General features: G+C 65.0%; 27 protein-coding genes. 8 read left to right on the top strand and 19 right to left on the bottom strand.

What is annotated here, in order from left to right; all coding sequences use genetic code 11:
• Nucleotides 1–84: 84 nt before the first annotated feature.
• The 9 genes from P0D89_RS33670 to P0D89_RS33630 all read right to left on the bottom strand — a co-directional run bounded on the left by P0D89_RS33670 (nt 85) and on the right by P0D89_RS33630 (nt 9,617).
• Nucleotides 85–645: a phosphonate degradation HD-domain oxygenase gene (locus P0D89_RS33670; protein WP_408361353.1), complete on the bottom strand. Its 561-nt coding sequence runs from the start codon at nt 643–645 to the stop codon at nt 85–87.
• A gap of 4 nt (nt 646–649) precedes the next feature.
• A complete protein-coding gene (phnY, locus tag P0D89_RS33665; protein WP_408361352.1) occupies nt 650–2,101 on the bottom strand; it encodes a phosphonoacetaldehyde dehydrogenase in 1,452 nt (483 codons plus the stop codon).
• Nucleotides 2,098–3,375, bottom strand: a complete 1,278-nt coding sequence (phnA, locus tag P0D89_RS33660) for a phosphonoacetate hydrolase (protein WP_408361351.1) — start codon at nt 3,373–3,375, stop codon at nt 2,098–2,100. The genes phnY and phnA overlap by 4 nt, the downstream gene beginning before the upstream one ends.
• A gap of 66 nt (nt 3,376–3,441) precedes the next feature.
• A complete protein-coding gene (locus tag P0D89_RS33655; protein WP_408361350.1) occupies nt 3,442–4,185 on the bottom strand; it encodes a phosphonate utilization associated transcriptional regulator in 744 nt (247 codons plus the stop codon).
• Nucleotides 4,186–4,259: 74 nt separating this feature from the next.
• Complete coding sequence (phnV, locus tag P0D89_RS33650; protein ID WP_408361349.1) at nt 4,260–5,123, bottom strand: 2-aminoethylphosphonate ABC transport system, membrane component PhnV; 864 nt, start codon at nt 5,121–5,123, stop codon at nt 4,260–4,262.
• The gene (locus P0D89_RS33645; protein ID WP_408361348.1) at nt 5,113–6,063 is read right to left on the bottom strand and encodes a 2-aminoethylphosphonate ABC transporter permease subunit; all 951 of its coding nucleotides are present in this window, start codon (nt 6,061–6,063) and stop codon (nt 5,113–5,115) included. The genes phnV and P0D89_RS33645 overlap by 11 nt, the downstream gene beginning before the upstream one ends.
• Complete coding sequence (gene phnT / locus P0D89_RS33640) at nt 6,041–7,141, bottom strand: 2-aminoethylphosphonate ABC transport system ATP-binding subunit PhnT (RefSeq protein ID WP_408361347.1); 1,101 nt, start codon at nt 7,139–7,141, stop codon at nt 6,041–6,043. Before phnT ends, P0D89_RS33645 begins: the two co-directional genes overlap by 23 nt.
• Before the next feature lie 99 nt (nt 7,142–7,240).
• Entirely contained in the window at nt 7,241–8,332 is a 1,092-nt protein-coding gene (gene phnS / locus P0D89_RS33635) for a 2-aminoethylphosphonate ABC transporter substrate-binding protein (protein WP_408361346.1), read from the bottom strand.
• Nucleotides 8,333–8,861: 529 nt separating this feature from the next.
• Nucleotides 8,862–9,617 (bottom strand): DeoR/GlpR family DNA-binding transcription regulator, encoded by a 756-nt coding sequence (locus P0D89_RS33630; protein WP_408361345.1) that lies wholly within the window; start codon nt 9,615–9,617, stop codon nt 8,862–8,864.
• 195 nt (nt 9,618–9,812) lie between these two features.
• Here P0D89_RS33630 and P0D89_RS33625 point away from each other — a divergent pair, with 195 nt between their 5' ends.
• Nucleotides 9,813–11,372 carry an ABC1 kinase family protein gene (locus P0D89_RS33625; RefSeq protein ID WP_408361344.1) on the top strand — a complete coding sequence of 520 codons (1,560 nt, stop codon included), beginning with the start codon at nt 9,813–9,815 and terminating at the stop codon, nt 11,370–11,372.
• A 150-nt stretch (nt 11,373–11,522) separates the two neighbouring features.
• Nucleotides 11,523–12,395 carry a DMT family transporter gene (locus tag P0D89_RS33620; RefSeq protein ID WP_408361343.1) on the top strand — a complete coding sequence of 291 codons (873 nt, stop codon included), beginning with the start codon at nt 11,523–11,525 and terminating at the stop codon, nt 12,393–12,395.
• A 91-nt stretch (nt 12,396–12,486) separates the two neighbouring features.
• Here the strand turns inward: P0D89_RS33620 and P0D89_RS33615 are convergent, their stop codons facing one another.
• Nucleotides 12,487–13,443, bottom strand: a complete 957-nt coding sequence (locus tag P0D89_RS33615; protein ID WP_408361342.1) for a L,D-transpeptidase — start codon at nt 13,441–13,443, stop codon at nt 12,487–12,489.
• Nucleotides 13,444–13,976: 533 nt separating this feature from the next.
• Here P0D89_RS33615 and nadE point away from each other — a divergent pair.
• Nucleotides 13,977–14,837 carry an NAD(+) synthase gene (nadE, locus tag P0D89_RS33610; protein ID WP_408361341.1) on the top strand — a complete coding sequence of 287 codons (861 nt, stop codon included), beginning with the start codon at nt 13,977–13,979 and terminating at the stop codon, nt 14,835–14,837.
• 120 nt (nt 14,838–14,957) lie between these two features.
• Here the strand turns inward: nadE and P0D89_RS33605 are convergent, their stop codons facing one another.
• The 5 genes from P0D89_RS33605 to P0D89_RS33585 all read right to left on the bottom strand — a co-directional run bounded on the left by P0D89_RS33605 (nt 14,958) and on the right by P0D89_RS33585 (nt 20,432).
• The gene (locus P0D89_RS33605; RefSeq protein WP_408361340.1) at nt 14,958–15,221 is read right to left on the bottom strand and encodes an RNA-binding protein; all 264 of its coding nucleotides are present in this window, start codon (nt 15,219–15,221) and stop codon (nt 14,958–14,960) included.
• A gap of 463 nt (nt 15,222–15,684) precedes the next feature.
• Nucleotides 15,685–16,047 carry a hypothetical protein gene (locus P0D89_RS33600; RefSeq protein ID WP_408361339.1) on the bottom strand — a complete coding sequence of 121 codons (363 nt, stop codon included), beginning with the start codon at nt 16,045–16,047 and terminating at the stop codon, nt 15,685–15,687.
• A 77-nt stretch (nt 16,048–16,124) separates the two neighbouring features.
• Nucleotides 16,125–16,850 carry a hypothetical protein gene (locus P0D89_RS33595; protein WP_408361338.1) on the bottom strand — a complete coding sequence of 242 codons (726 nt, stop codon included), beginning with the start codon at nt 16,848–16,850 and terminating at the stop codon, nt 16,125–16,127.
• A gap of 233 nt (nt 16,851–17,083) precedes the next feature.
• Nucleotides 17,084–18,748 (bottom strand): S10 family peptidase, encoded by a 1,665-nt coding sequence (locus P0D89_RS33590; protein WP_408361337.1) that lies wholly within the window; start codon nt 18,746–18,748, stop codon nt 17,084–17,086.
• 124 nt (nt 18,749–18,872) lie between these two features.
• Entirely contained in the window at nt 18,873–20,432 is a 1,560-nt protein-coding gene (locus tag P0D89_RS33585) for a S53 family peptidase (RefSeq protein ID WP_408361336.1), read from the bottom strand.
• A 314-nt stretch (nt 20,433–20,746) separates the two neighbouring features.
• Here P0D89_RS33585 and P0D89_RS33580 point away from each other — a divergent pair, with 314 nt between their 5' ends.
• The gene (locus tag P0D89_RS33580; RefSeq protein WP_408361335.1) at nt 20,747–21,256 is read left to right on the top strand and encodes a DUF1993 domain-containing protein; all 510 of its coding nucleotides are present in this window, start codon (nt 20,747–20,749) and stop codon (nt 21,254–21,256) included.
• A gap of 16 nt (nt 21,257–21,272) precedes the next feature.
• Here P0D89_RS33580 and P0D89_RS33575 read toward each other — a convergent pair whose 3' ends face one another.
• The gene (locus tag P0D89_RS33575) at nt 21,273–21,593 is read right to left on the bottom strand and encodes a YnfA family protein (RefSeq protein WP_408361334.1); all 321 of its coding nucleotides are present in this window, start codon (nt 21,591–21,593) and stop codon (nt 21,273–21,275) included.
• A 138-nt stretch (nt 21,594–21,731) separates the two neighbouring features.
• Here P0D89_RS33575 and P0D89_RS33570 point away from each other — a divergent pair, with 138 nt between their 5' ends.
• Nucleotides 21,732–21,905, top strand: a complete 174-nt coding sequence (locus tag P0D89_RS33570; RefSeq protein WP_408361333.1) for a DUF1289 domain-containing protein — start codon at nt 21,732–21,734, stop codon at nt 21,903–21,905.
• A gap of 15 nt (nt 21,906–21,920) precedes the next feature.
• On the opposite strand, the gene P0D89_RS33565 is transcribed toward P0D89_RS33570, so the two are convergent.
• Nucleotides 21,921–22,562, bottom strand: coding sequence for a LysE family translocator (locus tag P0D89_RS33565; RefSeq protein WP_408361332.1), 642 nt, complete (start codon nt 22,560–22,562; stop codon nt 21,921–21,923).
• Between the two features lie 154 nt (nt 22,563–22,716).
• On the opposite strand from P0D89_RS33565, the gene P0D89_RS33560 reads away from it, so the two are divergent.
• Together P0D89_RS33560 and P0D89_RS33555 are read left to right on the top strand one after the other, a co-directional pair.
• The gene (locus P0D89_RS33560; RefSeq protein ID WP_408361331.1) at nt 22,717–23,184 is read left to right on the top strand and encodes an Lrp/AsnC family transcriptional regulator; all 468 of its coding nucleotides are present in this window, start codon (nt 22,717–22,719) and stop codon (nt 23,182–23,184) included.
• 65 nt (nt 23,185–23,249) lie between these two features.
• Complete coding sequence (locus P0D89_RS33555; RefSeq protein WP_408361330.1) at nt 23,250–23,483, top strand: hypothetical protein; 234 nt, start codon at nt 23,250–23,252, stop codon at nt 23,481–23,483.
• Between the two features lie 201 nt (nt 23,484–23,684).
• Here the strand turns inward: P0D89_RS33555 and P0D89_RS33550 are convergent, their stop codons facing one another.
• Nucleotides 23,685–24,161 (bottom strand): OsmC family protein, encoded by a 477-nt coding sequence (locus tag P0D89_RS33550; RefSeq protein WP_408361329.1) that lies wholly within the window; start codon nt 24,159–24,161, stop codon nt 23,685–23,687.
• A 93-nt stretch (nt 24,162–24,254) separates the two neighbouring features.
• Nucleotides 24,255–24,623: a hypothetical protein gene (locus P0D89_RS33545; RefSeq protein ID WP_408377762.1), complete on the bottom strand. Its 369-nt coding sequence runs from the start codon at nt 24,621–24,623 to the stop codon at nt 24,255–24,257.
• Between the two features lie 188 nt (nt 24,624–24,811).
• On the opposite strand from P0D89_RS33545, the gene P0D89_RS33540 reads away from it, so the two are divergent.
• Nucleotides 24,812–25,462 (top strand): HD domain-containing protein, encoded by a 651-nt coding sequence (locus P0D89_RS33540; protein ID WP_408361327.1) that lies wholly within the window; start codon nt 24,812–24,814, stop codon nt 25,460–25,462.
• The last annotated feature ends 149 nt before the right edge of the window (nt 25,463–25,611 follow it).

Genomic DNA, 25,611 nt, shown 5'->3' with positions numbered 1-25,611 from the left:
GTGCCTGACTTACGTGCCAAGCGGGCGCAATGACCACGACCCTAGCAACTGATCGAACGAAAGCGGAAAGCGCAAACCCGTGGCTCACGCAACCGCATGCTTACGCATCACGCGCTCAACCACACCCATATAGTGATCGAGATCCGGCGTCGCACGATGCTGCTCTTTTGCGCGGTCATCCCATTTACGCAGACACAATGCATCTTCCGCATAAGGCTTCCGCAAAAACGCCTCGGCCTCTTCCCTGCTGAAGATGCCGCCCTGCAATTCCAGACTCCGCACCGAATCGGCGGAAAGCTGTCCGAAGTACGTGTCGTCGATGGTGCATAGGCAGCGCTTGGCATCGACGTGCAAACGGATCGGCTCAAGGACCGCGTCCGACAACACGTGCCGCAAGAACGGCAGAGCAAAATACTGATGCAGATCGTCGATGCCCCGCTCGGTCGGCGTGTCGCCTTGCAGATTCAACAGATGACCGAGGTCGTGCAAGAACGCGGCGGCAACCAGCTCGTCGCCGGCGCCCGCTTCTTCGGCCAGCGCACCGCTTTGCAAAGCATGTTCGAGTTGCGTCACCGGCTCTCCGCTATAAGCCAGATTGCCGTATTGCTCAAATAGCGAACGGATGTCGTTCAGACTCAATGCCACTCTCTTACTCCCAAGGCAATGAAAAGGTCTTCAGATTGGTGAAGCTCTTCATTGCTTCCTGAACCCCTTCCTTATAGCCAAGCCCGGAGTCCTTGATACCGCCGAACGGCGTCAGCTCGATCCGGTAGCCGGGCACTTCCCACACGTTGACCGTCCCCACGCGCAATTCGTTGATGAAGCGCGTGATCGCGTCCTGCCGGTTCGTACACACGCCCGACGACAATCCGAAGGGCGTCCCGTTGCTGATGCGAATGGCGTCGTCGAGTGTGTCGAAGGCGATAATCGGAGACACGGGGCCGAAGGTTTCCTCGCGCACCAGCGTCATCGACGGATCGACCCGGTCGAGCACCGTCGGCGCATACAGCGCGCCTTTGCGCCGGTTGCCGATCCGCAGCCGCGCGCCGCCCGCGATCGCTTCGTTCACACGCGCTTCGAATAGCTGCGCGGCGGCGACGTCGATCACCGTGCCCATCTGATTCGACGCATCGAATGGATGGCCGAACGACCAGGCCCGCGTCTTCTCCACCACAAGCTCGGTGAAATCCGCCGCGACACGCTGTTGCACCAGCATCCGCTTGACTGCGGTGCAGCGCTGCCCGGAGTTTTTGTACGAGCCCTGCACGGCGAGCGTCGCCGCGCGTTCGAGATCGGCGTCGTCGAGCACGATCAGCGGATCGTTGCCGCCGAGCTCAAGCACGACACGCCGGTAAGCGGCCTTCGCCGCGATGTATTTGCCGATCGCCACGCCACCCGTAAAGGTGACGAGCTCCGCCAGCGCATGCGTGATCAACTCGTCGGCGATTTCGCGCGGATCGCCGGTCAGCACCTGCAGCATCGGCGCGGGCAAGCCAGCCTCATAGAGGACATCGGCCAGATAGAGTGCCGACAGCGGCACCTTCTCCGACGGCTTCAGCAGCACCCGATTGTTCGTCGCGATCGCCGGCGCGACCTTGTGCGCGACCTGGTTCATCGGGTGATTGAACGGGGTGATCGCGACGATCACACCCGCCAGCGGCTCGCGCTGCGAAAACACACGCCGCTTCTTGCCGTGCGGCGTCAGATCGCAGGAGAAGCTTTGGCCGTCGTCACGCAACGCTTCGATCGACGCGAACTTGAACACATCCGCGACGCGGCCGATCTCGTAACGCGAGTCCTGCTTCGACAAACCCGATTCGAGCGAGATCAAATCCGACGCCTCTTCAGTCCGCTCACGCAGCAGGGCGGCCGCGCGCTCCAGAATCAGCGAACGCTCGTAACGCGTGAGCGTCGGCCGGTAAGCCGCCGCGTAGTCGAAGGCCGCGCGCACGTCGTCGACGCTCGCCAGCGGGACCGTGCCTACCCGCGTGCCCGTATAAGGATCGCACACGTCGAGCGTGCGCGCGCGGGTGGCGCGCTCGCCCTTGAGCCGCAGCGCTTCCGCCCGAAAAGCCGGATGGTCCCGCAGCGTGGAGTTCATGATGCCGACACGCGATTCAGCGCGACATCGAAGATATCGAAGTTGCGCAGCCGCTTGCCGTTAGCGCCGCCACCGCTGCCGTCCGGCAATGCTTCGACGCGCCGGTTGAACAGCAGCGGCACTTCCTGCTCGGAAATGCCCCCGTGCGAACGCAACGGCACGGTCAACCCCGACAGATCATGTTCGTCGCGCCGCGTGCCGAGCACGACATGCTTCGTGCTGACCACGACGACATCGCCGACGCGGTCCTCCGGCAGCTCGAAGCGTAGGCACGCCGTGCGGTTGTCGAGCACGACCTCGATGCCCTGCAGCCGGCCGATGCGCTCGATCACCAGCGCGGCATCGACATCGCGCTGCAGGTAGACCGTCGCGAACGACCCGAGCGCGCCATGATGCACGACGTACGGATCGGTGATCGGCAGGATCACACGCGCCGTCTTCGCGCCGAGCCAGTCGTCCAGCACATCCTGCAGATAGATCACGTTCGGCTCGCCGGTGCGCGGATCGTGCTTGGCGTTCATCCCGTGGTCGGCGGTCAGGCCGATCACCCAGCCGAGCGCGTCGAGCTTCGCCAGATAGCCGTCCATCATCGCGTAGAACGCGTTCGCGCCTTCGGTGCCGGGCGCCCATTTGTGCTGGATGTAATCGGTGGTCGACAGATACATCAGGTCGAGCTTGCGCGTCTGCGCGAGCCGCACACCGGCGGCGAACACGAATTCGGACAGCCCCGCGCTGTACACGTCGGGCAAGGGCAAGCCGACCAGATCGAGCACTGCGTCGATACCGTTCTCCGCGCGCGTCGCCTTGTCGGCTTTTTCCGCCGAGAAACAGATGCCCTTCAGTTGCCAGCCGAGCAGGCTGCGCAGCTTGTCCTTCGCGGTGACCACGGCAACCGCGGCGCCCGCCTCGGCGGCGGCGGCGAGCAACGTGCCGGCGCGCAGATAGGCGGGATCGTTCATCATGACTTCCGCGCCCGCGCCATGGTTCGCGTCCGGGTCCCAGAAGTAATTGCCGCAGATGCCGTGCACCGATGGCGGCACGCCGCACACGATCGACAGATTGTTCGGGTTGGTGAACGAGGGGATCACGCAGTCGCCCTTGAAGGCCGAACCGCTTTCGAGCATCGTGCCGATGAACGGCGCGACGCCGGCCGCGACCGCGGCTTCGAGATAATCGAACTCGCAGCCGTCGACGCACACCACCACGGTCGATTGCGAGGGGAGCCGGTAGCTGCGGCCGTTGACTTCGATTGTGCGTTCGCCTGAGTTTGCCATCATTGCCTTCCATGCGTGCGTGGCACGCGTGCTGTCGTTAATCCTTCGCAGTCGATCGTTCTGCGCTCAATCGCTCGAAACCGGCGCGGCCGGCGACCTCGACGCCGCGCCCAGCGGCCCCGCCGTCTCGCATGCCGCATGCGCGCGCTGCAAGCCGCCGTTCACATGCGCGTGCATCAGCGCCGCCGCCTGCTCGACGTCGCGCGAGGCAAGCGCCGTCAGAATCGCGCGATGCTCGGCCAGCGAGCGCTCCATCGCATCAGCATGCACCACCAACGCGGCACGGCGGAACAGGCTCAACTCGCTCACCAGCCGTCGATACGTTTCATACAGCTTCCGATTGCCCGACGCGGCGACCAGCGCGTCGTGAAACGCCACGTTGGCGCGCGCGTACGCATTGTGATCGTGCGCGTCGGCCGCGGCGCGCATCGCGTCGAGCCAGTCGCGCAACACCGCGAGCTTCGCTGCGTCGATGCTCGCCGCCAGCATCCGGCACGCCGCTTCTTCGAGCACCGCGCGCACCGCGTAAATCTCGTCCGCCTCCGCCAGCGACACCGTCCGCACGAACACGCCGCGATTCTTCTCGGTACGCACGAGGCCGGCCTGCTCCAGCGCGCGAAACGCCTCGCGCACCGGCCCGCGCGACACCCGCAGCCGCGCGGCCCAATCGGCTTCGTTGAGCTTGTCGCCGGGCGCGAGCGCCCCTTCGACGATGTGCCGCTCGATCTCGTCGCGCACCAGCGTCGTGAGCGAATGCCTGCGCACGACATCGATCGGATCGACATAAGCAGACAGCATATATTCGGTCATTTTGACAAATTTTGCCACATCGCAAAGTGTTTGCGCGCCGCCACGGCGCGCAAACACACTCTGCGGAATTGCCGTCAGTCGACCCGACGGCGTGGGACGCGCGCGGCGATCAAGAGCAGCGCGGCCAGCGAGACCAGCAGCAGAATCAGCGACAGCGCGGAGGCCGGCAGGTAGTAGCCGCGCTCCACCTGGCCGACGACGACGATCGGCACCGTCGCGAAACCCGGCGGATAGACGGTCAGCGTAGCGCCCAGTTCGCCGAGCGACAGCGCAAAACCGAGCGCGAGACTGGCGCGGATCGCCGGCACCAGTTGGGGCAGCACCACGCGGCGCAACACCATCGACGGCGGCGCACCGAGACTGGCCGCCGCTTCGCGCAGGACCGTCAGTTCCGGGCGCAACGCGGCGGCCGCGCACCGGTAGCAGAACGGCAACACCAGCGCGAGCTGCACGAACACGACGATCGCCGCCGAACTCGACAGATCCACCGGCCGCTTGTGATACGCGATCAGCACCGCGAGCCCGAGCACCACGCTCGGCACGCCGTTGGGCATCATCGCGACGGTGTCGACGAACGCGCCCAGACCACGCCGGTCGCGTCCTTCGAGCGCGAGCGCGAGCCACAGCCCGAGGATCGTGCCGAGCATGGCGACGCCCATGCCGACTTCGAGGCTGGTCCTCAGCGCGTCGAAGTCGCTCGAACCGAGACGCTCGAACCAGCGCATGCTGAAACCGTCGGGGAGGATCGTGCCGGACCAGTGCGAGGCCACGCTCGACAACCCGACGACCAGCACCGGCAACACGAACAGCCAGAAGCACAGCAACCCGGCAAAGCCGAGAAACAGCCCGCCGAGCATGCGCACCAGCAAACTGTGGCGCACCGGCCGCGCCTTCTTGTGCATGACCGGCAACACGGTCGGGTCGAGTTCAACGGCCATGGCCCGCTCCTTTTACCTTGCGACGATTGACCCGGCGGTACAACGCGTACAGCGACAAAGACATCATCAGCATCACGACCGCGCCGGCGGCGGCGGTCGGCAGATCGAGGTCGACGGTGGCGGAACTGTAGATCGCCACCGGCAGCGTGATCAGATGCGCGCTGCCGAGCACGAGCAGAATGCCGAACTCGTTGAGCGTCAGCAGGAAACAGAGGATGGTGCCCGCCGCGATGCCCGGCCACGCTAGCGGCAGGATCACCTTGAACGCGACCATCAGGCCGTTCGCGCCGAGGCTGCGCGCGGCTTCGATCAGACGCCGGTCGAGCAGCGCGAACGAGGCCAGCGTCGGACGTACGACGAACGGCGCGTAGAACACCACTTCCGCGAGAATCACGCCGCCGACGCCGAACAGGAAGTTCAGCGGCGGCGCCTGCAGATTGAAGAGCCGCTGCAAGCCGATGCTCACCGAGCCTTGAGAGCCGTACAGAAAGATCAGCGTGAACGCGACCAGAAACGACGGGAACGCGACGAACAGTTCGAGAAAGCGCGTGATCATCCGCGCGCCGGGAAACGGCTTGAAGAACAGGATCGATGCCAGCGCCACGCCGAGCAGCGAGGCGAGACCCGCGCTGGCGAACAGAATCCACAGCGTCGTGCCGATCACGCCGCGCGTTTCGGGATTGCCGAAGAAGGTCGAATAAGCCTGCATGCTCAGGCCATGGGAGCCGGTCAGACTCAGCATGACCAGACGCACGAGCGGGTAGATGACCAGCGGCCCGAGCACCACCATGGCGATGAAAAGCAGATGCCATTGCGCCGCGCGTTCGCGACGCTTCACCGCCGCCGTATGCGACGCGGCGCTGGCGCTGCGGCGCGCCTCGGCGGCGGCGTCTGCCGCGCTGACCGGGGCGGACGTATCAGGGGTGGATAAGGACGACATCGTCAGCCTCGTAACGCAGGGAAACACGAGCGCCCTTCACCGGCATCATGCCTTGGCCGCGCTGCATGGTGACGAGCACCGGCTCGTTGGGCAGCGCGTCGAGCGTGACCTGCACCGACAGCACCGCGCCATACCATTCGACCGACGTGATCGCGCCATGCATCTGCCCTTCGCCGAGCGGCACGATGCGCAGCGCCTCGGGACGCAAACACGCGACCCGTTCGCGCTCGTTGTAGCGCACGTCGTCCATGGCGAACGCGAGCTGCGGCGGCAGCAGATTGGCCGCGCCCAGATAGCGCGCGACGAAGCCGTCGGCAGGTGTGTCGTACAACTGCTGCGGCGTGCCGAGTTGCGCGATGCGGCCGTCGCGCATCAGCAGCGTGCGGTCGGACAGCACCAGCGCGTCGTCCTGATCGTGCGTCACGCAGACGATCGTCAGATTCGGCAGACGTTCATGCAGAGCCTTCAATTCGGAACGCACCGACGCGCGCAGATTGGCGTCGAGTGCGGACAGCGGTTCGTCGAGCAGCAGCACGTCGGGCTCGATCACGAGCGCGCGGGCCAGCGCCACCCGCTGCTGCATGCCGCCCGACAGCTGCGCGGGCATCACGTGGCCGGCGTCGCCCAGTTGCACCAGCTTCAACACGTCGGCGACGCGCCGTGCGATGTCGCGCGACGGCGCGCGGCGCGCGCGCAGACCGAACGCGACATTTTCAAACACCGACAGATGCGGGAACAGCGCATAGCTCTGGAACAGCAGACCGAGATTGCGCCTATGCGGCGGCACGTGCGTGAGGTCGTGGCCGGCCACGATCAGCGTGCCGGCCAGGCCGTCCGCTTCGATGAACCCGGCGATGAAGCGCAGCAAGGTCGTCTTGCCGCAACCGCTGCGGCCGAGCACGGTGAGCAACTCGCCGCGCTGGATGGTCAGCGACAGATCGTCGAGCACCGTGCGCGTGCCGAAGCGCACCGTCAGATGATCGATCTGCACGCCGCCCGGCGCGTTCGAACGCGCGGCATCGAGCGCGTCCGGTGAGGCGTCGAGCGCGCCGGGGTTAGCGAGACTGGCCGTATTCACCGGGTGGATCCTCCAACAAGATTAATGCTGATGCGGCGCCTGCCGATACCCGGAGGCGCCGCCTGACTCAGTTACGTCAATTACACCGCGAGCCGCGGTTTACTTCGGCTTGACCACTTCGATCTGCTTGCCCGACGAGCCGATCACCTCGCTCTTCCAGCGTGCGGTCCAGTCGGCCTTTTTCGCCATCACGTGGTTCCAGTCCACCGGAATCAGCTTCACGCCCGAGATGGCCTGCTTGACCGTCTCGCCATTCTTGCCGGCGAGCGGCACGTCGGTGCGGCCCGGAATGCCGAAGATGTCCGGAACCTTGGCCTGCACTTCCGTCGACATCAGGTAGTCGATCAGCTTCTTGCCTTCAGCCTGGTTCGGGCCGTTCTTGATCAGACCGATCGCGTACGGCAGCTGGAAGGTGGTCGGCTGGCCGCCGGGCTCGGCCGCAAGAAACACCGGCTTGAGCGACAGGCCGCCGTTGGCCGCGTCGTCCAGGTCCATTTGCAGGTCGCCATTGGCGACGGCGATTTCATTGCGGGACAGCAGCACGTCGAGATAGCCCGTGCCCTTGGTGTGGAACTTGGCGCTCTGTTCGAGCTTCTTCAGATAGTCGAACGCCTTGTCCTCGCCCATCAGCGACGTGGTCAGGATGATCACCGCCATGCCGTCACCAGCGGTTGCCGGGTTCGAGTAGGCGACCTTGCCGCTGTAGTCCGGGTGCAGCAGGTCCGCGAAAGTCTTCGGCTGGTTCTTCGTGACGTCCGGGTTGATCGCGAACGAGAAGTAGTTGTTCACGAAGGTCGCCCACGCGCCGCTCGGCGCCTTGGCGATCGCCGGCACGTTCTTGTAGTTGGCGCTCTGGTACGCCTGCAGCAGGCCGGCCTGATCGGCTTGCTGGATGAACGGCGGCAGCGTGACGATCACGTCGGCCTTCGGTTGATCCTTTTCGATGGTCGCGCGGTTCACCACTTCACCGCTGCCCGCCGTGACGATGTTGACCTTCACGCCTTCCTTCTTTTCGAATGCCGGCAGCACGTCCTTGTAGAGATTTTCCAGGCCGTCGGCGGTGTACAGCACCACGGCGTCGGCTGCGTGAGCCTGCATTGCCGCGCCGCCGAATGCCGCCGCGGCGACCAGCGCCGGCAGCAGTTTGCGAACGAGGCCGGCCGTGGCGTGAAGGGAATGCGTCTTTGTCATGTCGTTTTCTCCGAAAGGCAAAAAACCAGACGGTCGGGATAGCCCCATACCTGTTGTGATTGAACGGCGTTAGCGCCGTGCCGCTTGTGTGTTGCCCACAGCCAGCTGTCGTGGCCTTCTGCGCGCGCATTTCCGCGCTGATTGCTGCGGATCGGCGTGGATTGCAGATTGCCGACAACTTTGCTGCTTCTCCTCCAGCCAGACTTACAGCCCATCTACGACGCTCGCGCTGCTTGCCATGCCTGAACGGGCATGGCAAGAATCACAGGTTTCCGTGACAACGCCATGACCATTCTCACGAATTCCAAAAAACTACACAATTCGCCAATAATGGCCAACACGTTTTTGTTCGCTGCTCTGCGTGGAACTGAACATGTCTGAGGTAACCGAGGGTCGGCTGGCCCGTGGAGGCCGTGCGAGGCTGGGGGCGAATCGCACAACGCGTTGCCCGCGCTCAACCTCATGCCCGAGCAATTCCGCCTCCGCATGACCCGCCATGCAGCCGAGCCACGATCAGGCAGTCACGCAATTACGCGATCAGAATTTCCGGCCCATGCGCGGTAATCGCCTTGCCGAGCGCCCGCTCGGGAGCCAGTTCCGTCACCAGATAACGCGCCGACTCGATCCCGTTGATCCGCACCGGCGTCACGCGGCCGAACTTCGAATGGTCGGCGACGATCACCACCGTGTCGGCGGCGGCGATCATGCGGCTACGCACTTCGGCGGCCATACGGCTGTAGTCGGTCAGATAGCCGTCCGGCGAGATCCCGCCGGCGCCGATGAACGCGAAGTCCGCGTGGTATTGCGTGAGCTGCTGGACCGTGTCGAGCCCGAAGGTGGCGTCTTCGATATCCGACAGCTCGCCGCCGAGCAGCGTCACGCGGTTGTCGTTGCGCCGGCCGAGCAGCAGCGCGATGCGCCAGTCGTTCGTATGGACCACCAGACGATGCCGGTCGAGGAGCGCCCGCGCCACTGCCTGCGTCGTGCTGCCCGAATCGATGATGAGCGACGCGCCGTCCGGCACGAACTCGGCCGCGCGCTCGCCGATCGCGCGCTTCGCGCCGGCGTTCGCCGCTTCGCGCGTATCGAGGTCCGGCTCGCGCCGGTCGCTCGACAGCGCGCCGCCGTGAGTCGTGACCAGCAGTCCACGCCCGGCCAGCGCGTTCAGATCGCGGCGGATGGTCTCGCGCGACACGTTCAGTTCGCGCACCAGTTCGGCGACCGAGAGCGCGCCCGTTTTTGCGACTTGCGCCAGGATGTATTGGTGACGTTGTTCTGCGAGCATCTGATGAAGGCCGGAAGCCGGCACGCTTAGGTTTCGCCGCGGTTGGAGAAGGCCGGGGTATTGTATTACGCGTGGTGCGGCGACGCTCCTGCCGGCGCGCTCATCTGCTGGTTACCTGCTAACCTAAGCCCTTGGCCGCGCGCCGACGTCCCGTCGGTGCCTGTCGATCCTGCTGGTCCGTCAACCGAACACCCGATGCCGCCACTGCTTCGCCGTCTCCTGCTGCTGTTCCACGCGCTGCGTTACGGCGCGCGCCTGATCTGGCTTGCCGCGCCGACCGGGCACAAACTCCACTGGATGATCGAGCTGGTCGGCCGCGTGCATGCATCGGGGCGCAGCGGCCAGAATCTGCACAGCCTGTTGCCGGCGCTGGGGCCGCTTGCCAGCCGCTTCGCGCAGACGCTCGCGCAACGCCCTGAACTCGCGAGCGCCACCTTGCACGACGCGATCGACGCGGTCGACCATATGGAAGAGCCGCTGCCGCCCCGCGAGTCCGAAGAGGCGCTGGCGCGCGCGTTCGGCCGGCCGCTCGACACGCTGTTCAGCGCGGTCGACCTGGTGCCGGTGCGCGGCGGCTTTGCCGAACAGACGCATTTCGCGCGGCTGCTGACGCCGGTCAAAGGGCATCGCGAAGTGGCGATCAAACTGGTGCGCGCGGACCAGTTGCAACAGATCGGCGACGAACTCGCGCTGTTGCGCTGGGTCGCGCGCTGGCTGGAAAAGCTATCGGGCACCGCGCGCCGCCTGCAACTGCGCGCGCTCGCGCAGACCTTCACCGACGACATCCTGCGCCGCTTCGACCTGCGCGCCGAAGCCGCCAACCTGAGCCAGACCGGCCATCACTTCGACGGCGACGCGCGCCTCGTCGTGCCGGACGTGATCTGGGATCTGTGCACCAACCACACGCTGACGATGCAGCGCGTCAACACCTTGCCCGCGAATGACCTGGGCGGACTGCACGCGCACCATGTCAAGCTCGCGCCGCTCGCCGCGCATATTGTCGAAGTCGTGTCCGAGCAGGCGTTCGAGCACGGCTTCTTTCACGCCACGCTCGACGCGCGCCGCGTGCGCGTGAGCATCGAGCAGGACACGCTCGGGCGCCTCGTGCTGGCCGAATTTTCGATCATGTCGACGCTGTCGACCGGCGAGCGCGAATTCTTCGTGCACGGCGCGACCGCGCTGTTCGAGCAGGACTACGGGCGCCTCGCCGAGATGCATCGCGATGCCGGACACGTGCCCGCCGACATCCGCGCGGAGATGCTCGAAGCCGAGTTGCGCACGCGCGCCGAAGCGCATTTCGCGGCTGTGCCGGAGGATCGCTCGGCGGGTTCACTGTTTCATCATCTGCTGCACGCCGTGCATCCGTTCGACGGCGCGGTGCCCGCCCGCCTCGCCGCCGCGCAGCGCTCGTTCCAGCAGGCGGAGATGCTCGCGCGTGCGCTGCATCCGGGCGTCGATACGTGGAATATCGCGCGCGGCGTGCTCGCGGACATTGCGCGGCGCGACGTCGATCATCGCGGCTGGATCAAGCGTATCTCGCGAGAGCTGCCGCATCTGGCGCATATGCTGCCGCGCGTGCCGCAACTGGCGGTTCGCTATTTGCAGCATGAACACGAGCGCGCGCGTACGCCGCAGCAGAACGCGCAGTTGATCGCGGACATCGGCCGCGAGTACCGGCGCACGCGGATCTTGTTGTGGGCGTGTGCGTTGTGTGGGGGGCTGCTGGGCGCGGGGACGATGTTGCTGATCTGGTGATGGGTGGCCGCCACCGGCAAAACCACCCGGCACGCGCGCCGCGCCACTCGCCCTCAGCGCCGCCCGCTCCCTCTCGACGAACTGCAGCTTCAAACAAGACACGCCACGCGCATCCCGGCAAGATGGCGGCTTTTCACCCCATCCGCTCCGATGTTCGCCTCTCTCATTGCCGCTGTCTTCGTCGTGCTGTGGTCGACCGGTTTCGTCGTTGCCCGCGCGATCACGCCCTACGCCGATCCCAATCTCTTCCTGCTCGCGCGCTTTGGCGGGACCGCGCTGATTTTCGCGCTCGCCGCGATAGTCGCACGCGCGGCATGGCCGACCGGCCGCGACTTCGGCAAGCACCTGGCGGCGGGCGCGCTGTTGCAAGGCGTCTATCTCGGCGCTGGCTACTGGGCCGTCGCCCAAGGCATGAGCGCCGGCGTGATGGCCTTGCTCGGCGCGCTGCAGCCACTCGCGACGGCCGCCGTCGCGGCGCCGCTGTTCGGCGAGCGCCTGTCGCGGCGCGGCTGGACCGGCATGGCGCTGGGCCTCGCGGGCGTCGTGCTGGTGCTCGAACCGAAGCTCGCCGCGGCCGCGCCGCCGGCCTCGCATGGCAGCGCGCCCGCGTGGCTGGTCGTGTTCATCTCGATCGTCGCGGTCGCATCGATCACGGCGGGCACGCTGTTTCAGAAGACCTCGCTCGCGAAGGCCGATATCCGCAGCGCGAGCGCCGTGCAAAATGTCGGCGCCGCGCTCGTCGCGGCCGTGCTTGTGCTCGCGCTCGGCGAGCATCGCTGGATTGCATCGGCCACCTTGTGGGCATCCCTCGCGTGGGGCATCGTGATGCTCTCGGGCATCAGCGTCACCTTGTTGGTGTGGATGGTCAGGCGCGGCGACGCGGCGCGCGCCACCGCGCTGATGTTCCTCGCACCGCCGCTCGCCGCGCTCGAAGGCTATGTCGGCTTCGGCGAAACGTTGCTGCCGGTGCAGATCGCGGGGTTTGCCGTCGCGCTGGCAGGGGTGCTGCTGGCTCGCTCGTGAAGACGCTCATGTAGACGCTCGCGAAGCCGCTCGCAAAAGCGCTCATACGGGCACTCGTCAAGCCGCTCGTCAAGCGCCAGGCAGCCGTCAATCAATCGGCGGTATCCGCGCCGGCCGGCACTTTCGCGCGTGCCTTGCTGCCGGGCGCCGGCGCCCACGCCGGCCTGCCCTTGCGCTGTGAATCCACCACGACGATGTAACGCCCCGCCCACGGCATGATCTGCCGATCGCTTTTCAACACCCACAGCGATTTCCCCGAGTCGATCAGCGCCGCATATTCGGCATCGAGAATGCCGTAGTGGTCGAGAAACTCATTGAGCGATGCGGGAATCCGCACACAGCCCTTCGAGTGGCGAATGCCGAGAAGCGGTTCGAGCCGGTCGGGGTCGGTCGCATGCATCTGGAAGCGCATCTGCGACATGCCACCCTTGCCCCAGCCGCGTTCGCCCTGCGCCCAGCCTAGGTCGAAGATCCGCATGTCGCGCTTACCGTAGCCGCGAATGTGGTTCTCGTTCTCCGTGCCCTCGGAACGGAAATCCATGTTGCCGGGCGTATGCTCGAACACGCCGAGCGGCGTGATGAAATGGTCGTATTCGCCGGGCCGGCCGGTCGACACCGGCGACGCGCCAATCATCTGCCAGCTGTCGGCCGGAGCGGCGCGAAATAAAAGGAAGAGCGCCTGCACATTCGTGTTGCGATCCACCAGCGCGACGTACTCGCCCGACAGGTTGCCGAGCGTATTCGCATTGAGCGCCGCTTCCAGACGATCGGCGTAAGCGCGCTGTTCGGCCGCCGGCACTTTCAACTGCCGCGTCACGGTTCGCGCGAACACATCGCGCAGCAGAAACGCGCGGCGTGGATCGACGACGCCGGCTGCATCGGGCGCGGCGACCGCGGACGCGTTGACGGCGACCTCCGGCCGGCCCGCCGCGCCCTGCTCGGCCATCGGCAACGCGGGTCCGCGAGCCGGCGCGGCCAGCGCAGCGGCGCACGAGATCGCGCAGAGAGCTGCGGCCAGTGCGCGCGCAGGAAAACGGAAAACATGCACGGCATGCGCGACCCGGATGCGGGCAACACGAGCAACGCAAGCAACGCAAGCAACGCGAGTGAACCGCGACGCACGCGACTCGCAGCACGATTGCCACAAGCCCGCTTCGTCGCACGGATGAACTACCGAAGCGAAAGTCAGGCGGTCCAATACAGGCTGGCCAGGCCGATTTGGGTAGTTCATCGCGTTCGCGTATTAGAGCAAACCTGATTATTATTGACTGCTCGCCGGGTCACTCGGCGCTCGGAACGAGGATGTTACTAAGCAGTTTGCATTCTGTCGATCAAGTTGCGGACGATCTGTGAATCCCGCCATAAAAACCTGGATTATTTGATGATCCGCGAGACAGTTTTAAAAAAATGTATTACAAGCGTTAAAGTTCATTCCGATGATAAATCCCCGAGACCGATGCACCTTTGGATACTGGCTAAACTGCGTCGCCCCCACCCGCTCGCGGGTTCGCTATTTATCTTATCGGCGCGCGAGCATTCATTGCTGACAATGCGTAAGCGCGCGAGGAGCAGAAAGAAATCATGACGCAACATGACCCCATCGCCCGCCAGGCAAGCATCGCCGCTGAAATGCACGTCGCCGCCGAGTTCGATGCCGAACGGGAAATCGTGCGCCGGGTCGAGTTTCTGGCGAACTATCTGCGCGAGAGCGGCCTGAAAACTTATGTACTTGGCATAAGCGGCGGTGTCGATTCGACGACCGCCGGGCGCCTTGCGCAACTCGCCGTCGAAAAATTACGCGCTGACAATTACGACGCGCATTTTGTCGCAATACGTTTGCCTTACGGAAAACAGAAAGACGAAGCCGATGCGCAGCAGGCGTTAAGCTTTATTCGCGCGGACGAAAATCTCGCCATCGACATCAAACCCGCCGCCGATGCGATGCTCGCCGCGCTGGATAACAGCGGCGTGTTATTCAAGGACGAAGCGCAACAGGATTTCGTGCACGGCAATATCAAGGCGCGGCAGCGAATGATCGCGCAATATGCGGTGGCCGGCGCGCGGACCGGCGTGGTGATCGGCACGGACCACGCGGCCGAGTCGGTGATGGGCTTCTTCACCAAGTTCGGCGACGGCGGCGCCGACGTGCTGCCGCTCGCCGGCCTGAACAAGCGCCGCGTGCGCGCGGTGGCGAAGGCGCTGGGCGCACCCGAGGCGCTGGCGCACAAGGTGCCGACCGCCGACCTCGAAATGCTGCGTCCGCTGCGTCCTGATGAAGACGCCTACGGCATCCCGTACGACGTGATCGACGACTTCCTGGAACGCAAACCAGTCAGCGACGCCGCGCGCGAGACCATCATGCGTTTCTACAGTGTGACGCGTCACAAGCGGGCGTTGCCGTACACACCATTTGACTGGCCGGCGCAGGCGAGCGAAGAATAAACGGAAAGCGAAGCCGCAGAAGCGCCAACGATGCATACCGGACGAGCGTGCGCGGCGCGAATCCGCTAGTCGAAGCGCGTTCACGCCGCGCGCCGCATTCGCGGGATTTCGGGCAGCCGCTTACTGTGCGGGTGGTTCGTCGGTGAACAGATCGGCGCTCGCTTCGAGCGTCTGGCCGCCCAGTTGCTTGCCGTGAATCTGCCGCGCGATCACGTCGCCGACATAGGGGACGTCCGCGTCCAGTTCGACCGTGGCGTACGCGCCGGGTTTGCCTGCGTCGATTACCTCGACGTTTTTCGCGTAGTGCCCGAGTTCATGCATGAGGAAGTCTCGCACTTGCTGCTCGCTGCACGACTCCGCGATGTTGCGCACGATGAGGTTCATACGGCCTACCCTCGACGCGCGTTGTGGCTCGTGCGTCGATCCGCGGTCTGGATGCGCACCGGGCGTAGCGCGGTACGTTGTTTCATTTGCCTCGCGGCGAGTTCGCGGATCACTGCAACACCGGCAGCGCCCAAAGCGATCAATGACAGATAGAAGGGAATCATCTGAAGCTCCTCTGCGAATTCGTCCTGTGTTCAGATAGTCAGCAATAGCCGCGTTCGGTAATAGCGCTGCAACACTGGTAGCGTAAAAACAGACCGGGAAATCGCCGTTAATGCACTGTACCCGAATAAGCGGTATTGCCGACAGCAAAACACCTGTTCATTTAATGCGGCGCAAACGCCGGCAACGCGTCTGCGGCAGACGGGCACCGCAACGGCGCCCGCAAAAAACGGGCCGCGGCCCGCATCGTCACGGCATCTTGCCCGGGGCGCTTGTGCAAAAGCCGGGGTGATCGACGGGATCAGTCCGTCGTCTGGTCCGCCGCTTGTACGTTGGCCGCGCTCACCCACCACGCGTTCTTGCCCTGCGGCAACTGAACCAGCACCGCGGACGGATCGTCGACGCCGTCGTCGGCGATCTGACAGACCGCCAGCCCGTCCGGTAAATGTTTGACCTCGCCGGCCGACTGGAACAACGCAATACGTTGCGCGCTCAACGGCCGCAGTTGCCGGTACACATCGAAGCTGATTGCGGCGGCCACATCGCCGCGAATCTGCAACGCGTCGGCTTTGCCGCAAGGTACGGGGTCGGCGGCAAGCGCGGCGGCACTGCTGAACAGGCTGCCGATAGTGAGGGCCACTGTGGCAACACGTGAATGGGTCATGGTGATTCTCCGAAAAAATGAAGGGCGGCAGGCCGCGGACAACTAGGCCGCCCGCCTGAATATGCGCGAATGAACGATCAGGACGGCGCAGATGTGTGACGCGAAGTGCGACCTGAGGGCGCACCGGCGCGCTCGGTGCCGTGGACGCTGCCTGCGCCGCTATCGCCGCCGTCGCCTTTATCGCCGTCGCTTTCGATCTGGTTGTCGCCGCCAGTGGCGACGTCGAGGCGGCTCACATCGCAGGACGTCTGGCCGAAGCCCGAATAAACCATCGACCAGTTGCCGACGATCGCCGCTTGCGCCTGCGCGAGACTCAGTTTGCCCTCGCAGACGCAGTGCTTGAGCATGACCGCCGCACGCGCCTTGCGGCGCTCGCCCTGCTGACCCGCCCATGGCAGGAGGTCGAGGTTGGCGGGCGCGTCCGGCGAACCGCCGAGCACGATCGGCACGCGCCGGTCGAGCGCGAAGGCGAAGCCGTCCTCGGCATCGATGCCGCGCGCGGCCAGCATGTGATCCTTGTGCGCCATCAGTTCGTCGAAAGGCGGCGCGACCGCGTCCGCATAGCCGGGACGGCAAATCGTTTCACCCACCGATTGCTGCGTGACGCGATCGTCGAGCATGCCGCTGACCTGCGCGTGCACGACGCCGATGCGCAACGCAAGGATCGCAGTGAGGCCCATCAGCACCGCACGCGGCGCGCCGCACCCGGCACGCGCGAGCGTGGGTGGAATCACCGCATGGATACGTCGGGTTAGGTCGCCGGAAAGGTCGGTACGACTCGTGTCTGCAATGCCTGCGTTCATTCGTCGGCGCGCCGCTTGTGGCACGCAATAGTTCAATTCGCAAGGCAATTAAAACACATCCAATATCCTGACGTACAAAAGCGGCACTCGCGCGTATGACGCGGGCGGTTGCCCGGCCGTTTGCGCAGGGCGATATCGAATGGGCAATAGGACGGCGAACGTTCGACATCGCCGCGCGGGCGACGCGATGGCTCACGCGCCGCCCGCCGCGTCGCACCGCAAGCGCCCCGCCGCTACTTCACCACCCGCGCCTGCAAAGCGCGAATCCGGCCGAGAGCCTGCGCGTTGGACACCGTCGAGTCGTACATCTGCGCGAGGTCCGCCTTCAGCGCCGTGCGTGAGCCGCCGTCGAGATAGATCATGTGCCCCGACGGATAAAAACGCGCGGACAGATTCTGCCGGACCTGCTGACTGAGCAGCGGCATCTGCTGCAGATCGAGCACGGTCTGATAGAACGGCGTCACGTAGTCGAAGAACCCGTTCGCCGACAACACCTTCAGATCGGGATTGAGCGCCATCACGGCGGCAAGATCGCCGGCGGTGTACAAAATGATGTTGCCCTTCGAGTCGAGCCCTTTCTGCGCGCCGGTCGGGTCGATGTGACCGAAATCCCAGTACTTGAACGCCTGATCGTTCAGATCGGTGAATGACGAATTCGATGTGTATTTCAACTGCTCGTTCAGGTACACGTTCCACATCGTCGTGTAGACGCCCGTCACCGCCGTCATGGTCGGGTCGTTGCCGCCGGAGTTCGGGTCGATCTTGCCGGCAATGCCCGTGTCGATCGCCGTCACCCGGCCGTCATACTCGCCGAGCGCAAGGCCCTGCGACTTCAGCAGCGTGGTCAAAAACAGCGAATTGCCGCGGCTGTCGTAGGCCGCGATATCCAGGCTCCACGCGAGCAGGCTCGTTTTGTCGATGCCGGTGTACTCGCTCAGTTTTTCGACGGTCGCCGAATCGGTGGTCGGAAACTTGCGCAGCGCCGCCAGATAGTCGGTGCGCGCGAATTGTGCGACTTCCTCGGCGAACGCGCCGAGATCGGTCGGCCGCGGCGCGATGCCGAGTTTCTTGTGGTACCAGGCGTCCGCGGCCGCCGTGGGCAGCGTGCCGACCGGGTTGCCGGATTGCGTGTAATCGAGAATAGACGATTGCAGCGTGATGCCGTTCAGATCGACACCATCTTCGTGCAAGCGATACGCCAGCACGCAACTGCGCGCCGTGCCGTACGATTCGCCGAACAGATACTTCGGTGAATTCCAGCGATTGTTCTTGGTCAGGAACCGCTTGATGAATTGCTTGATCGAGTCGGCATCCTGGTCGACGCCCCAGAAGTCGCGGTTCTTCTTCGGCGCGACCGCCGCGGAGTAGCCAGTGCCGACCGGATTGATGAACACCAGGTCGCTGCGATCCAGCAGGCTGTCCGGGTTGTCTTCCATCGAATACGGCGCGGGCGGCGTGAAGCCCGGCATCGACGTCTTGATGCGGCGCGGCGCGAACGAGCCCAGCAGCACGAACACGGACGACGACCCCGGTCCGCCGTTATAGAAGAACGTCACCGGGCGGGTTTCCTCCTTCTGGCTGTCCTGCGTGAACGCGACGTAGAACATCCGGGCTTCGGGCTGCGAACTGCTCGGGTCGACGATGACCAGATGACCCGCCGTCGCCGTGTAGTTGATCTTGCGCCCGCCGATGGTGACCGCATGATGCGTGACCGCGGCAGTCTCGTCGACTTCGGTGACGGAGTCGTCCGGTCCGTTGCCGTATGCGACCGGATCGAAGAACGGTTGATCGCCGGCTTTGTGCGCGGCCCTGGAAGTAGCCGAAGTAGCCGAGCCGGCCGAAGTATGAGAATTGTGCGGCGACTGCGGACTAACGGAAGCTGACTGTGTGTTTGTCATGATCGCTCCATGGGTTCGTTCACGTCTTGTGGGCCGCCCCCCGAGGGGATTTCCTTCGATGCGTCCCCTGAGGGACGCCTTTCGGGGCGCCCTCCTGGGAACGCCCGAAGGGGCGTGTTGCAGACTATAGTGCGGCCGCCACCTTCTGACCATTGGGACTGCCGAGCCCCGTGCAGGCATCCCAGCCCGCGGCGGCCGCGAAACTGCCGTTGTTGCCTTGCGTGATGTCGTTGCACGCGCCAGGCGTGTTGTACAGCTTCGGGTTGACGAAGCCGGCGGGCTGCCCCTTCGCCGCGTTGATCCGCGCGATCAGCGCCGCCCACAGCGGCGCGACCGCGCTGGTGCCGCCGACCACCGTCTGCGTGCCGTCGATCAGCACGCTGTAGCCGGTGACAGGCGACGCGTCGCCCGCCACGTCCGGCACGCCGCGCCCGCCGAGCGCCTTCTTGCCGCCGCCCGACGAGGTCGCCGACAAGCCCTTTTGCCATGCCGGCACCGCGAACGCCTGGCTCACGCCGCCGCCGCTCGCGCCACCCTGCTCGCCGTCGTTCCATACCACCTCGTGCGAAATCGACGTGCCCGACGCGGTCAGGCTCGTGCCGCCGCACGCCAGCACATAGGGACTCGACGCCGGGAAATCGACCTGATCGCCGCCGCTTGCGCCGTCGCTCGAACCGCTGTCGCCCGACGCCGCGCAGACCGTTACGCCGAGCGCCGCCGCGCTCTGCAACACACTGTTGAACGCCTTCTGCGACTGGCTGGTCCAACTCGACTCCGGCGCGCCCCAACTGATCGAAATCACCGAAGGCTTGTTGATCGTGTCGTGCACCGCGCGGCTCACCGCGTCGATGAAACCGGCGTCGCTGTTCTGCGTGAAGTACACGGCGATGGTCGAGCCAGGCACGATCGCGCCGACGATTTCGATGTCGAGCGTGACCTCGCCGTCCGGCCCGTTCGGATCGCCGCTCGGATGATTGCCGCCTTGATCGACGCCGATCGACTTCACCGTGGGCGAAGGGACGCCGAGGCTCGCGAAATAGGACTTCAGATCGGCCGTGTTATAGCCGCCGCCGAGTTCGATGATGCCGACGCACTGGCCGCCGCCGTCGCCCTGCGGAAACTTGTAGAGCGCCGCGAGTTGCGGCGGCGTGAACGACGCCTGCTGCGCTCTGGCCGGCACGAACGGCGGCCGGATACGGAAGTGCGGCCGCGCCTGGGGCCGGTTGTCGAGCCCGAGCACCGCTTCCACCACGCCGTGCAGGTCGTCCGGCACGCTGATCGTGCCCGTGCGCCCGCGAAACTGCCCCGCCGTGTGATGCTGGAATTGCTCCAGCTTGACCTCGAACGCGCTCTGGAATTGCGCGATCGTGCCGCTGAGCAGGACCGAGCGCGCCGCCAGGTCCTCATGGACCACCGTCAGTCCGTGCGCGGCGGCGAACGCCTTGACCTTCGTGACGTCGTCCGGCGCGGCGCCGTAATCTTTCGCGAGCGCCTCGCGCGACAGCGGCTTCACGCTCGGGTCGCCGGCTTCGATCCGGCTAATCAGCGCATCGAATTGCGCCTGCTGCTGACGGCGCAGCATCACGAACACCTCGATGCGCTGCGCCGGATCGCACTGCCCAACCACCTTTGAACCTTGTTCTACGGTTCGCTCGCTTCCCGGCAACGGGTGCTTGTTGACCATGGTTTCGACTCTCCTGTTAGCGTGACGGTCCAGGCCGCAAGTTGCAGCCCGAGCACACCACGCGCCTGCACAACCGTCTGCACGAACGTTTGCCCGAACGACGGCGGCAGGGTGCTGTTCCAAGAACTTCGTCAAACCGTCCGACCAGGGCATTCGACCACAGTTCCGGCGCGCGCGGCAGATATCCGAATGGCTAACGCCGCGCCGCATCGATGCGCGCCGTGCGTCGCTCCGCTATGATGCTGCAGCGGCAATCCAGCCGTTACATCGCCTCGCGCGCCCCCGCGCGCACGATTCAGAATCAGAGGAACCCCATGTCAATTTCGATGTATCAAGCCTCACTGCCCGTGCTGATTCGCGGGTTGACGAACCTGCAAGCCATCCTGGGCAAAGCCGAAGCGCATGCCGCCGCGAAGCAGATCGAACCCTCGGTGCTCACGAACGCCCGGCTCGCGCCGGACATGCTGCCGCTGGTGCGCCAGGTCTATATCGCGAGCGACACCGCGAAGGGTTGCGCCGCACGTCTGGCCGGCGTCGAAGCGCCGAAATACGAAGATGTCGAACAGACCTTCGACGAACTGCAGGCCCGCCTTCAAAAGACGATTGATTATCTGAAGGAATTCAATGCGGCGCAGATCGACGGCTCGGAAGAGCGCGCGATCACGCTGAAAATGCGCACCGGCCCGATCGAGTTCACGGGGCTGTCGTATCTGCTGGGTTTCGTGCTGCCGAATTTTTATTTTCACGTCACGACTGCCTACGACATTTTGCGTCACAACGGCGTCGAACTCGGCAAGCTCGACTATCTGGGCGGCATCAAGTGAAGACGTCTGCGCGGGCCTAGACGCGCGGCTGGAACGCGATCACCGCCATGCCGGCCAGCGTCAAGGCCACGCCGGCCGCGTCCCACGAGGTGGGCCGCACCTCGTCGACGGCCCATAGCCAGGCAATCGCCACCGCCACGTACACGCCTCCGTAAGCCGCATACACTCGGCCTGCGGCGGTGCCGTGTAGCGTCAGCAGCCACGCGAACAACGCGAGGCTCAGCGCGCCAGGTAGCAGCAGCCACACGGAACCGCCCTCCTTCAGCCAGCGCCAGGGCAAATAGCAGCCGACAATTTCAGCAACGGCGGTCACGACATACAGCAGGAAAGTTTTCATCGCGGATGGCAGCAGGTGGTTGTGTTGCCGCGAACTGCGCGCGGCTCTCTCTATCGGCTTTATTAACACAACCACTTGGCCCAGCGGGCATCTCGCATGCGATAGTTGGCGGAACTCGTTCCCCGATGGCTAACGGTCATGAGCATCGCGTCACCCTGCATCGACATCTGCAAGTTCGATAGCGAAACCGGTTTCTGCATCGGCTGCATGCGCACGCGCGACGAATGCAAAAACTGGAAGAAGATGAAGGACAAGCATCGCCGGAAGATCGTCGAAGACCGTCCGCGCCGCGAGCACAAGCTGAAAAAGTGAGCGTGCGGCCCGGCGTCAGTCGAGCGAGAGCCGCAGCGCGAAGCCGATCAGCGCGGCCGAGAACGTCCAGCGCTGCAAAGTCTGCGCAAGTGGATGGGCGCGCATCCAACCGGCAATCCGCGCGGCGCCGATCGCATACATCGCATCGAAGCATGCGCCGATCGCAAGCAGCACCAGACCGAGCTCGACCATCTGCAACGCAACCGGCCCGGCTTCCGGCCGCACGAATTGCGGCAACAGCACCGAGCAGAACAGCAGCGCCTTCGGGTTCAGCAGATTCGTCAGCAAGCCTTTGACAAAAGCGGTCCGCAGCGGACGCGAACCAGCATTCGAAGTGAGCGCCACGGCGCCGCCCTCGGGCAGCGTAAACACCGGCGAGCGGAAAATCTGAATCCCCACCCACGCGAGATACACCGCGCCGCCATAGCGCACGACGTCGTACAGCCAGGGCGCATTGCGCAACAGCGCCGCCACGCCGCATGCGGAGAGCGTCACATGCGTGGCGCGCGCCAAACCCAGGCCGCCGGCGGCCGCAAAGCCGCTGCGTACGCCGCGTCCGATACTCGTTTGCAGCACCAGCGCCATGTCCGGGCCCGGCACCGCATAAATCACCAGCAATGCAGCGATATAAACGGCCAGCAGGTGTGCGGAAATCATCGAAGCCTCCTGTTTTCGAGGCTCTATCTTGCCCTCGGTAACGGAGGGTTTTCTGGCGAATATCAGTTCCTTCCCTCTCTAATTTGGAGGAATGCGCTAAAATCTCGCATTATCACGATGACTTCCGCCAAGCCGCGGCGACCACTCCGAAGCCATGACACCCGACCTCGATAGAACCGACCGCGCGATCCTCGCCGCGCTGCAGAACGATGGCCGCATGTCGAATGCGCGGCTGGCCGAAACGGTCGGCCTCAGCGAGACGCCTTGCGCGCGCCGCCTCAAGCGCCTCGAAAGCGACGGCTACATCGACCAGTACCGCGCGGTGCTCTCGCGCTCCGCGCTCGGCTTCGGCGTGGTCGCGTTCGTCTATGTGCGCTTTGCGGTGCACGACCGCGCGGTGGCCACCCGCTTCGAGCGCGAAGTGCACGCGATTCCGCGCATTCTCGCGTGCCACAACGTGTCGGGCAGCGCCGATTACATCCTGCAGGTGGTGGCCCGCGATCTCGACGACTACGGCACGTTCATGCGTGACGAAATGCGCAGTCTGCCGGGCGTGACGTCGGTGGAGTCGGCGTTGTCGCTGCGCGAAGTGAAGGCCAACGGCGGCTTGCCGCTGTCGTGAGCGCGAACGTGGCATAGTCACCCCTTTGACACGGCGCGAGCCCACCTGACGAACACGGAGTTTTCATGGACCACGAAAAGGCGCGAGCCGAAGAAACCGCCGCGATGGAGCGCGTATTGACCGCGACCAAGCGGGTGCAGTCGGCCTTTGCGTCGCTGCAATCGCAATTCCCGCCCGCCGGCGAAGGCAAGCCTTCGCAGTTCGCGTTGCAGACGTTCGACGCCGCATTGCAGGAACTGGAAGACGCACAAGCGGCATTCGATGAATTGCTCGGCGATCTGCTCGACGGCAATCGTTGAGACGGGGCTGGCCGCTTCTTGCATGGCCGCCTGTTGCAACCGAAGTGGGTGCGGCAGAGCAGGCGACGCTGTTCGCGATTTTTGCCGCCACGGCGCGCCGGGTCACCGCTCGCAAGAATAGTTCGGTTAACGAAACATCGTGGCTTCTAACCACTGTGGCGCTGTTTTGCTTGGCGGCAAACAGTAAGCGCCACGCGCTCGTCAACCAGCATCCGTTTCGATCACCGGTTCGCAGAGAATCGGAAAGTTGACCGAACTCGCGATATAGCACTTCTCATGCGCCACGTGATGCAGATGCGCGGCCTGTTCGACATCGCCCCCCGCCCGAATGACGACGTGCGGGCGCAGAACGATCTGTGAAAAGCGGCCTTGCTGCGGCGTATCGAGCATGGTGCCTTCGGCGTTATCGCGATAGTCGAGCACCACGATGCCGGCGTCCGCGCAAAGATGCAGATACCAGAGCTTGTGACACGCGCAAGCGGAAGCGACCAGCAGGTCTTCCGGATTCCAGCGGCTGGCGTCACCGAGAAAAGCCGCGTCCGACGAACCCGGAATGGCCGGCTTGCTGCCCGCCGTGATCACATGATCGCGGCCGTAGTCACGGTATCCCGAGGTGCCGCTGCCGCGATTGCCCGTCCACTGCACCGATACTTTGTATTTGTGCTCGCCGTATGCCATGCCCCTCTCCTTGTTGTCGAACCCGACCCGGTTGCCGGGGCATGCATTTTATACGCCGCGATCGGCGTGCTCGATGCGAGCGTGGCGAATCCGCTATCGAAGCGGCGCCGCCCTGCCGGACACGTTCGGCGCGCGGGGATCGGGATTCATATACAGGGCCGTGCCGTTCGCCCGCATATTGTTGAGCGGCTGGCCCGCGCTGGTACCGCCCATGGCGCCCGCCGACGTTCCCATGCCCGGCGTTGTACCCGCGCCTGACCCCGCGCCCATACCCAGCCCCGCACCCGCACCCGCTCCCGCCATAGCGCCCGCGCTGGTCGAGCCGCCCGGCTGTGCGCCGCTCATGCCGCCGCCTGCATCGTTGAGCTGCTGCGCATCAGCCGCCCCCGCCGCGCCGAGCATCAGCGCCGCCACGAGCGCCGACATCGACATTACGATACTGCCCCTTACAATCTTCATCATGCACTCCACCACATCGTTGAATTACCTTGGGCGCGACGCCCGCAACGCGGACCGCGCAAAACGTATGACGTCGCGCCGCGAGCTTCGTTCAAGTGCGAATCAGGTGCGAGTCAATTGCGAATGATCCGGAGCGCGGCGCGAGTCGCATGATGCGCGATAATCGCCCGCTTTCGACACGGATCGCGCCGATGACAACAGCCGCTTTCGCCCCCTTCCAGGAACTGGCCCGAACCCTGCTGGAGCACGCCTTCGACGGCAACGGCAACGGCGACGGCTCGCACGACACCTCACATCTGCAACGCGTGTGGAAAAACGCGGCGGCCATCCACGCCGAAGAAGGCGGCGACGCGCAGGTGCTGTTCGCAGCGACGCTGCTGCACGACTGCGTGGCCGTGGAGAAGGACTCGCCGCTTCGTGCGCAGGCGTCGCGGCTGTCGGCCGAAAAGGCGGTGCGCGTGCTGGCGTCGCTCGGCTGGCCGCGCGCGCAAATCCAGGCCGCCGCGCATGCGATCGAGGCGCACAGCTTTTCAGCCGGCGTCGCGCCCGCCACGCTCGAAGCGAAAGCGCTACAGGATGCCGACCGGCTCGACGCGATCGGCATGCTGGGCGTGGCACGTTGTTTCTACGTGGCCGGACGTTTGGGCCGCGCGCTATACGACCCGGCCGATCCGCACGCCGCGCACCGTCCGCTGGACGACACGCGCTACACGCTCGACCATTTCCATACGAAGCTGCTGAAGCTGGCGTCCGGTTTCCAGACCGCGACCGGGGCGCGGCTCGCCGCGCTTCGCCATGCCCGTTTGCAGCGTTTCGTCGACGAATTCGCCGACGAAATCTGAACGTCGCGGCACACGCTGCGCACGCCCACGCCAAGCCGAGCCGAACCGGCATGCAGCGCGACAAATGGCCCCAGCAAGGCCGACGCGCGCGCAGCCACGCGGCTGTGCGCGCCGTCGCCACCATCCATACCGCGCACGACATCCACCCG

The sequence above is a fragment of the Paraburkholderia sp. RL18-085-BIA-A genome, from assembly GCF_046027075.1.
In the GTDB taxonomy this organism is placed as follows: domain Bacteria; phylum Pseudomonadota; class Gammaproteobacteria; order Burkholderiales; family Burkholderiaceae; genus Paraburkholderia.
The sequence above is the reverse complement of the archived record's forward strand: the minus strand, read 5'-3'. Positions and strand labels throughout refer to the sequence as shown.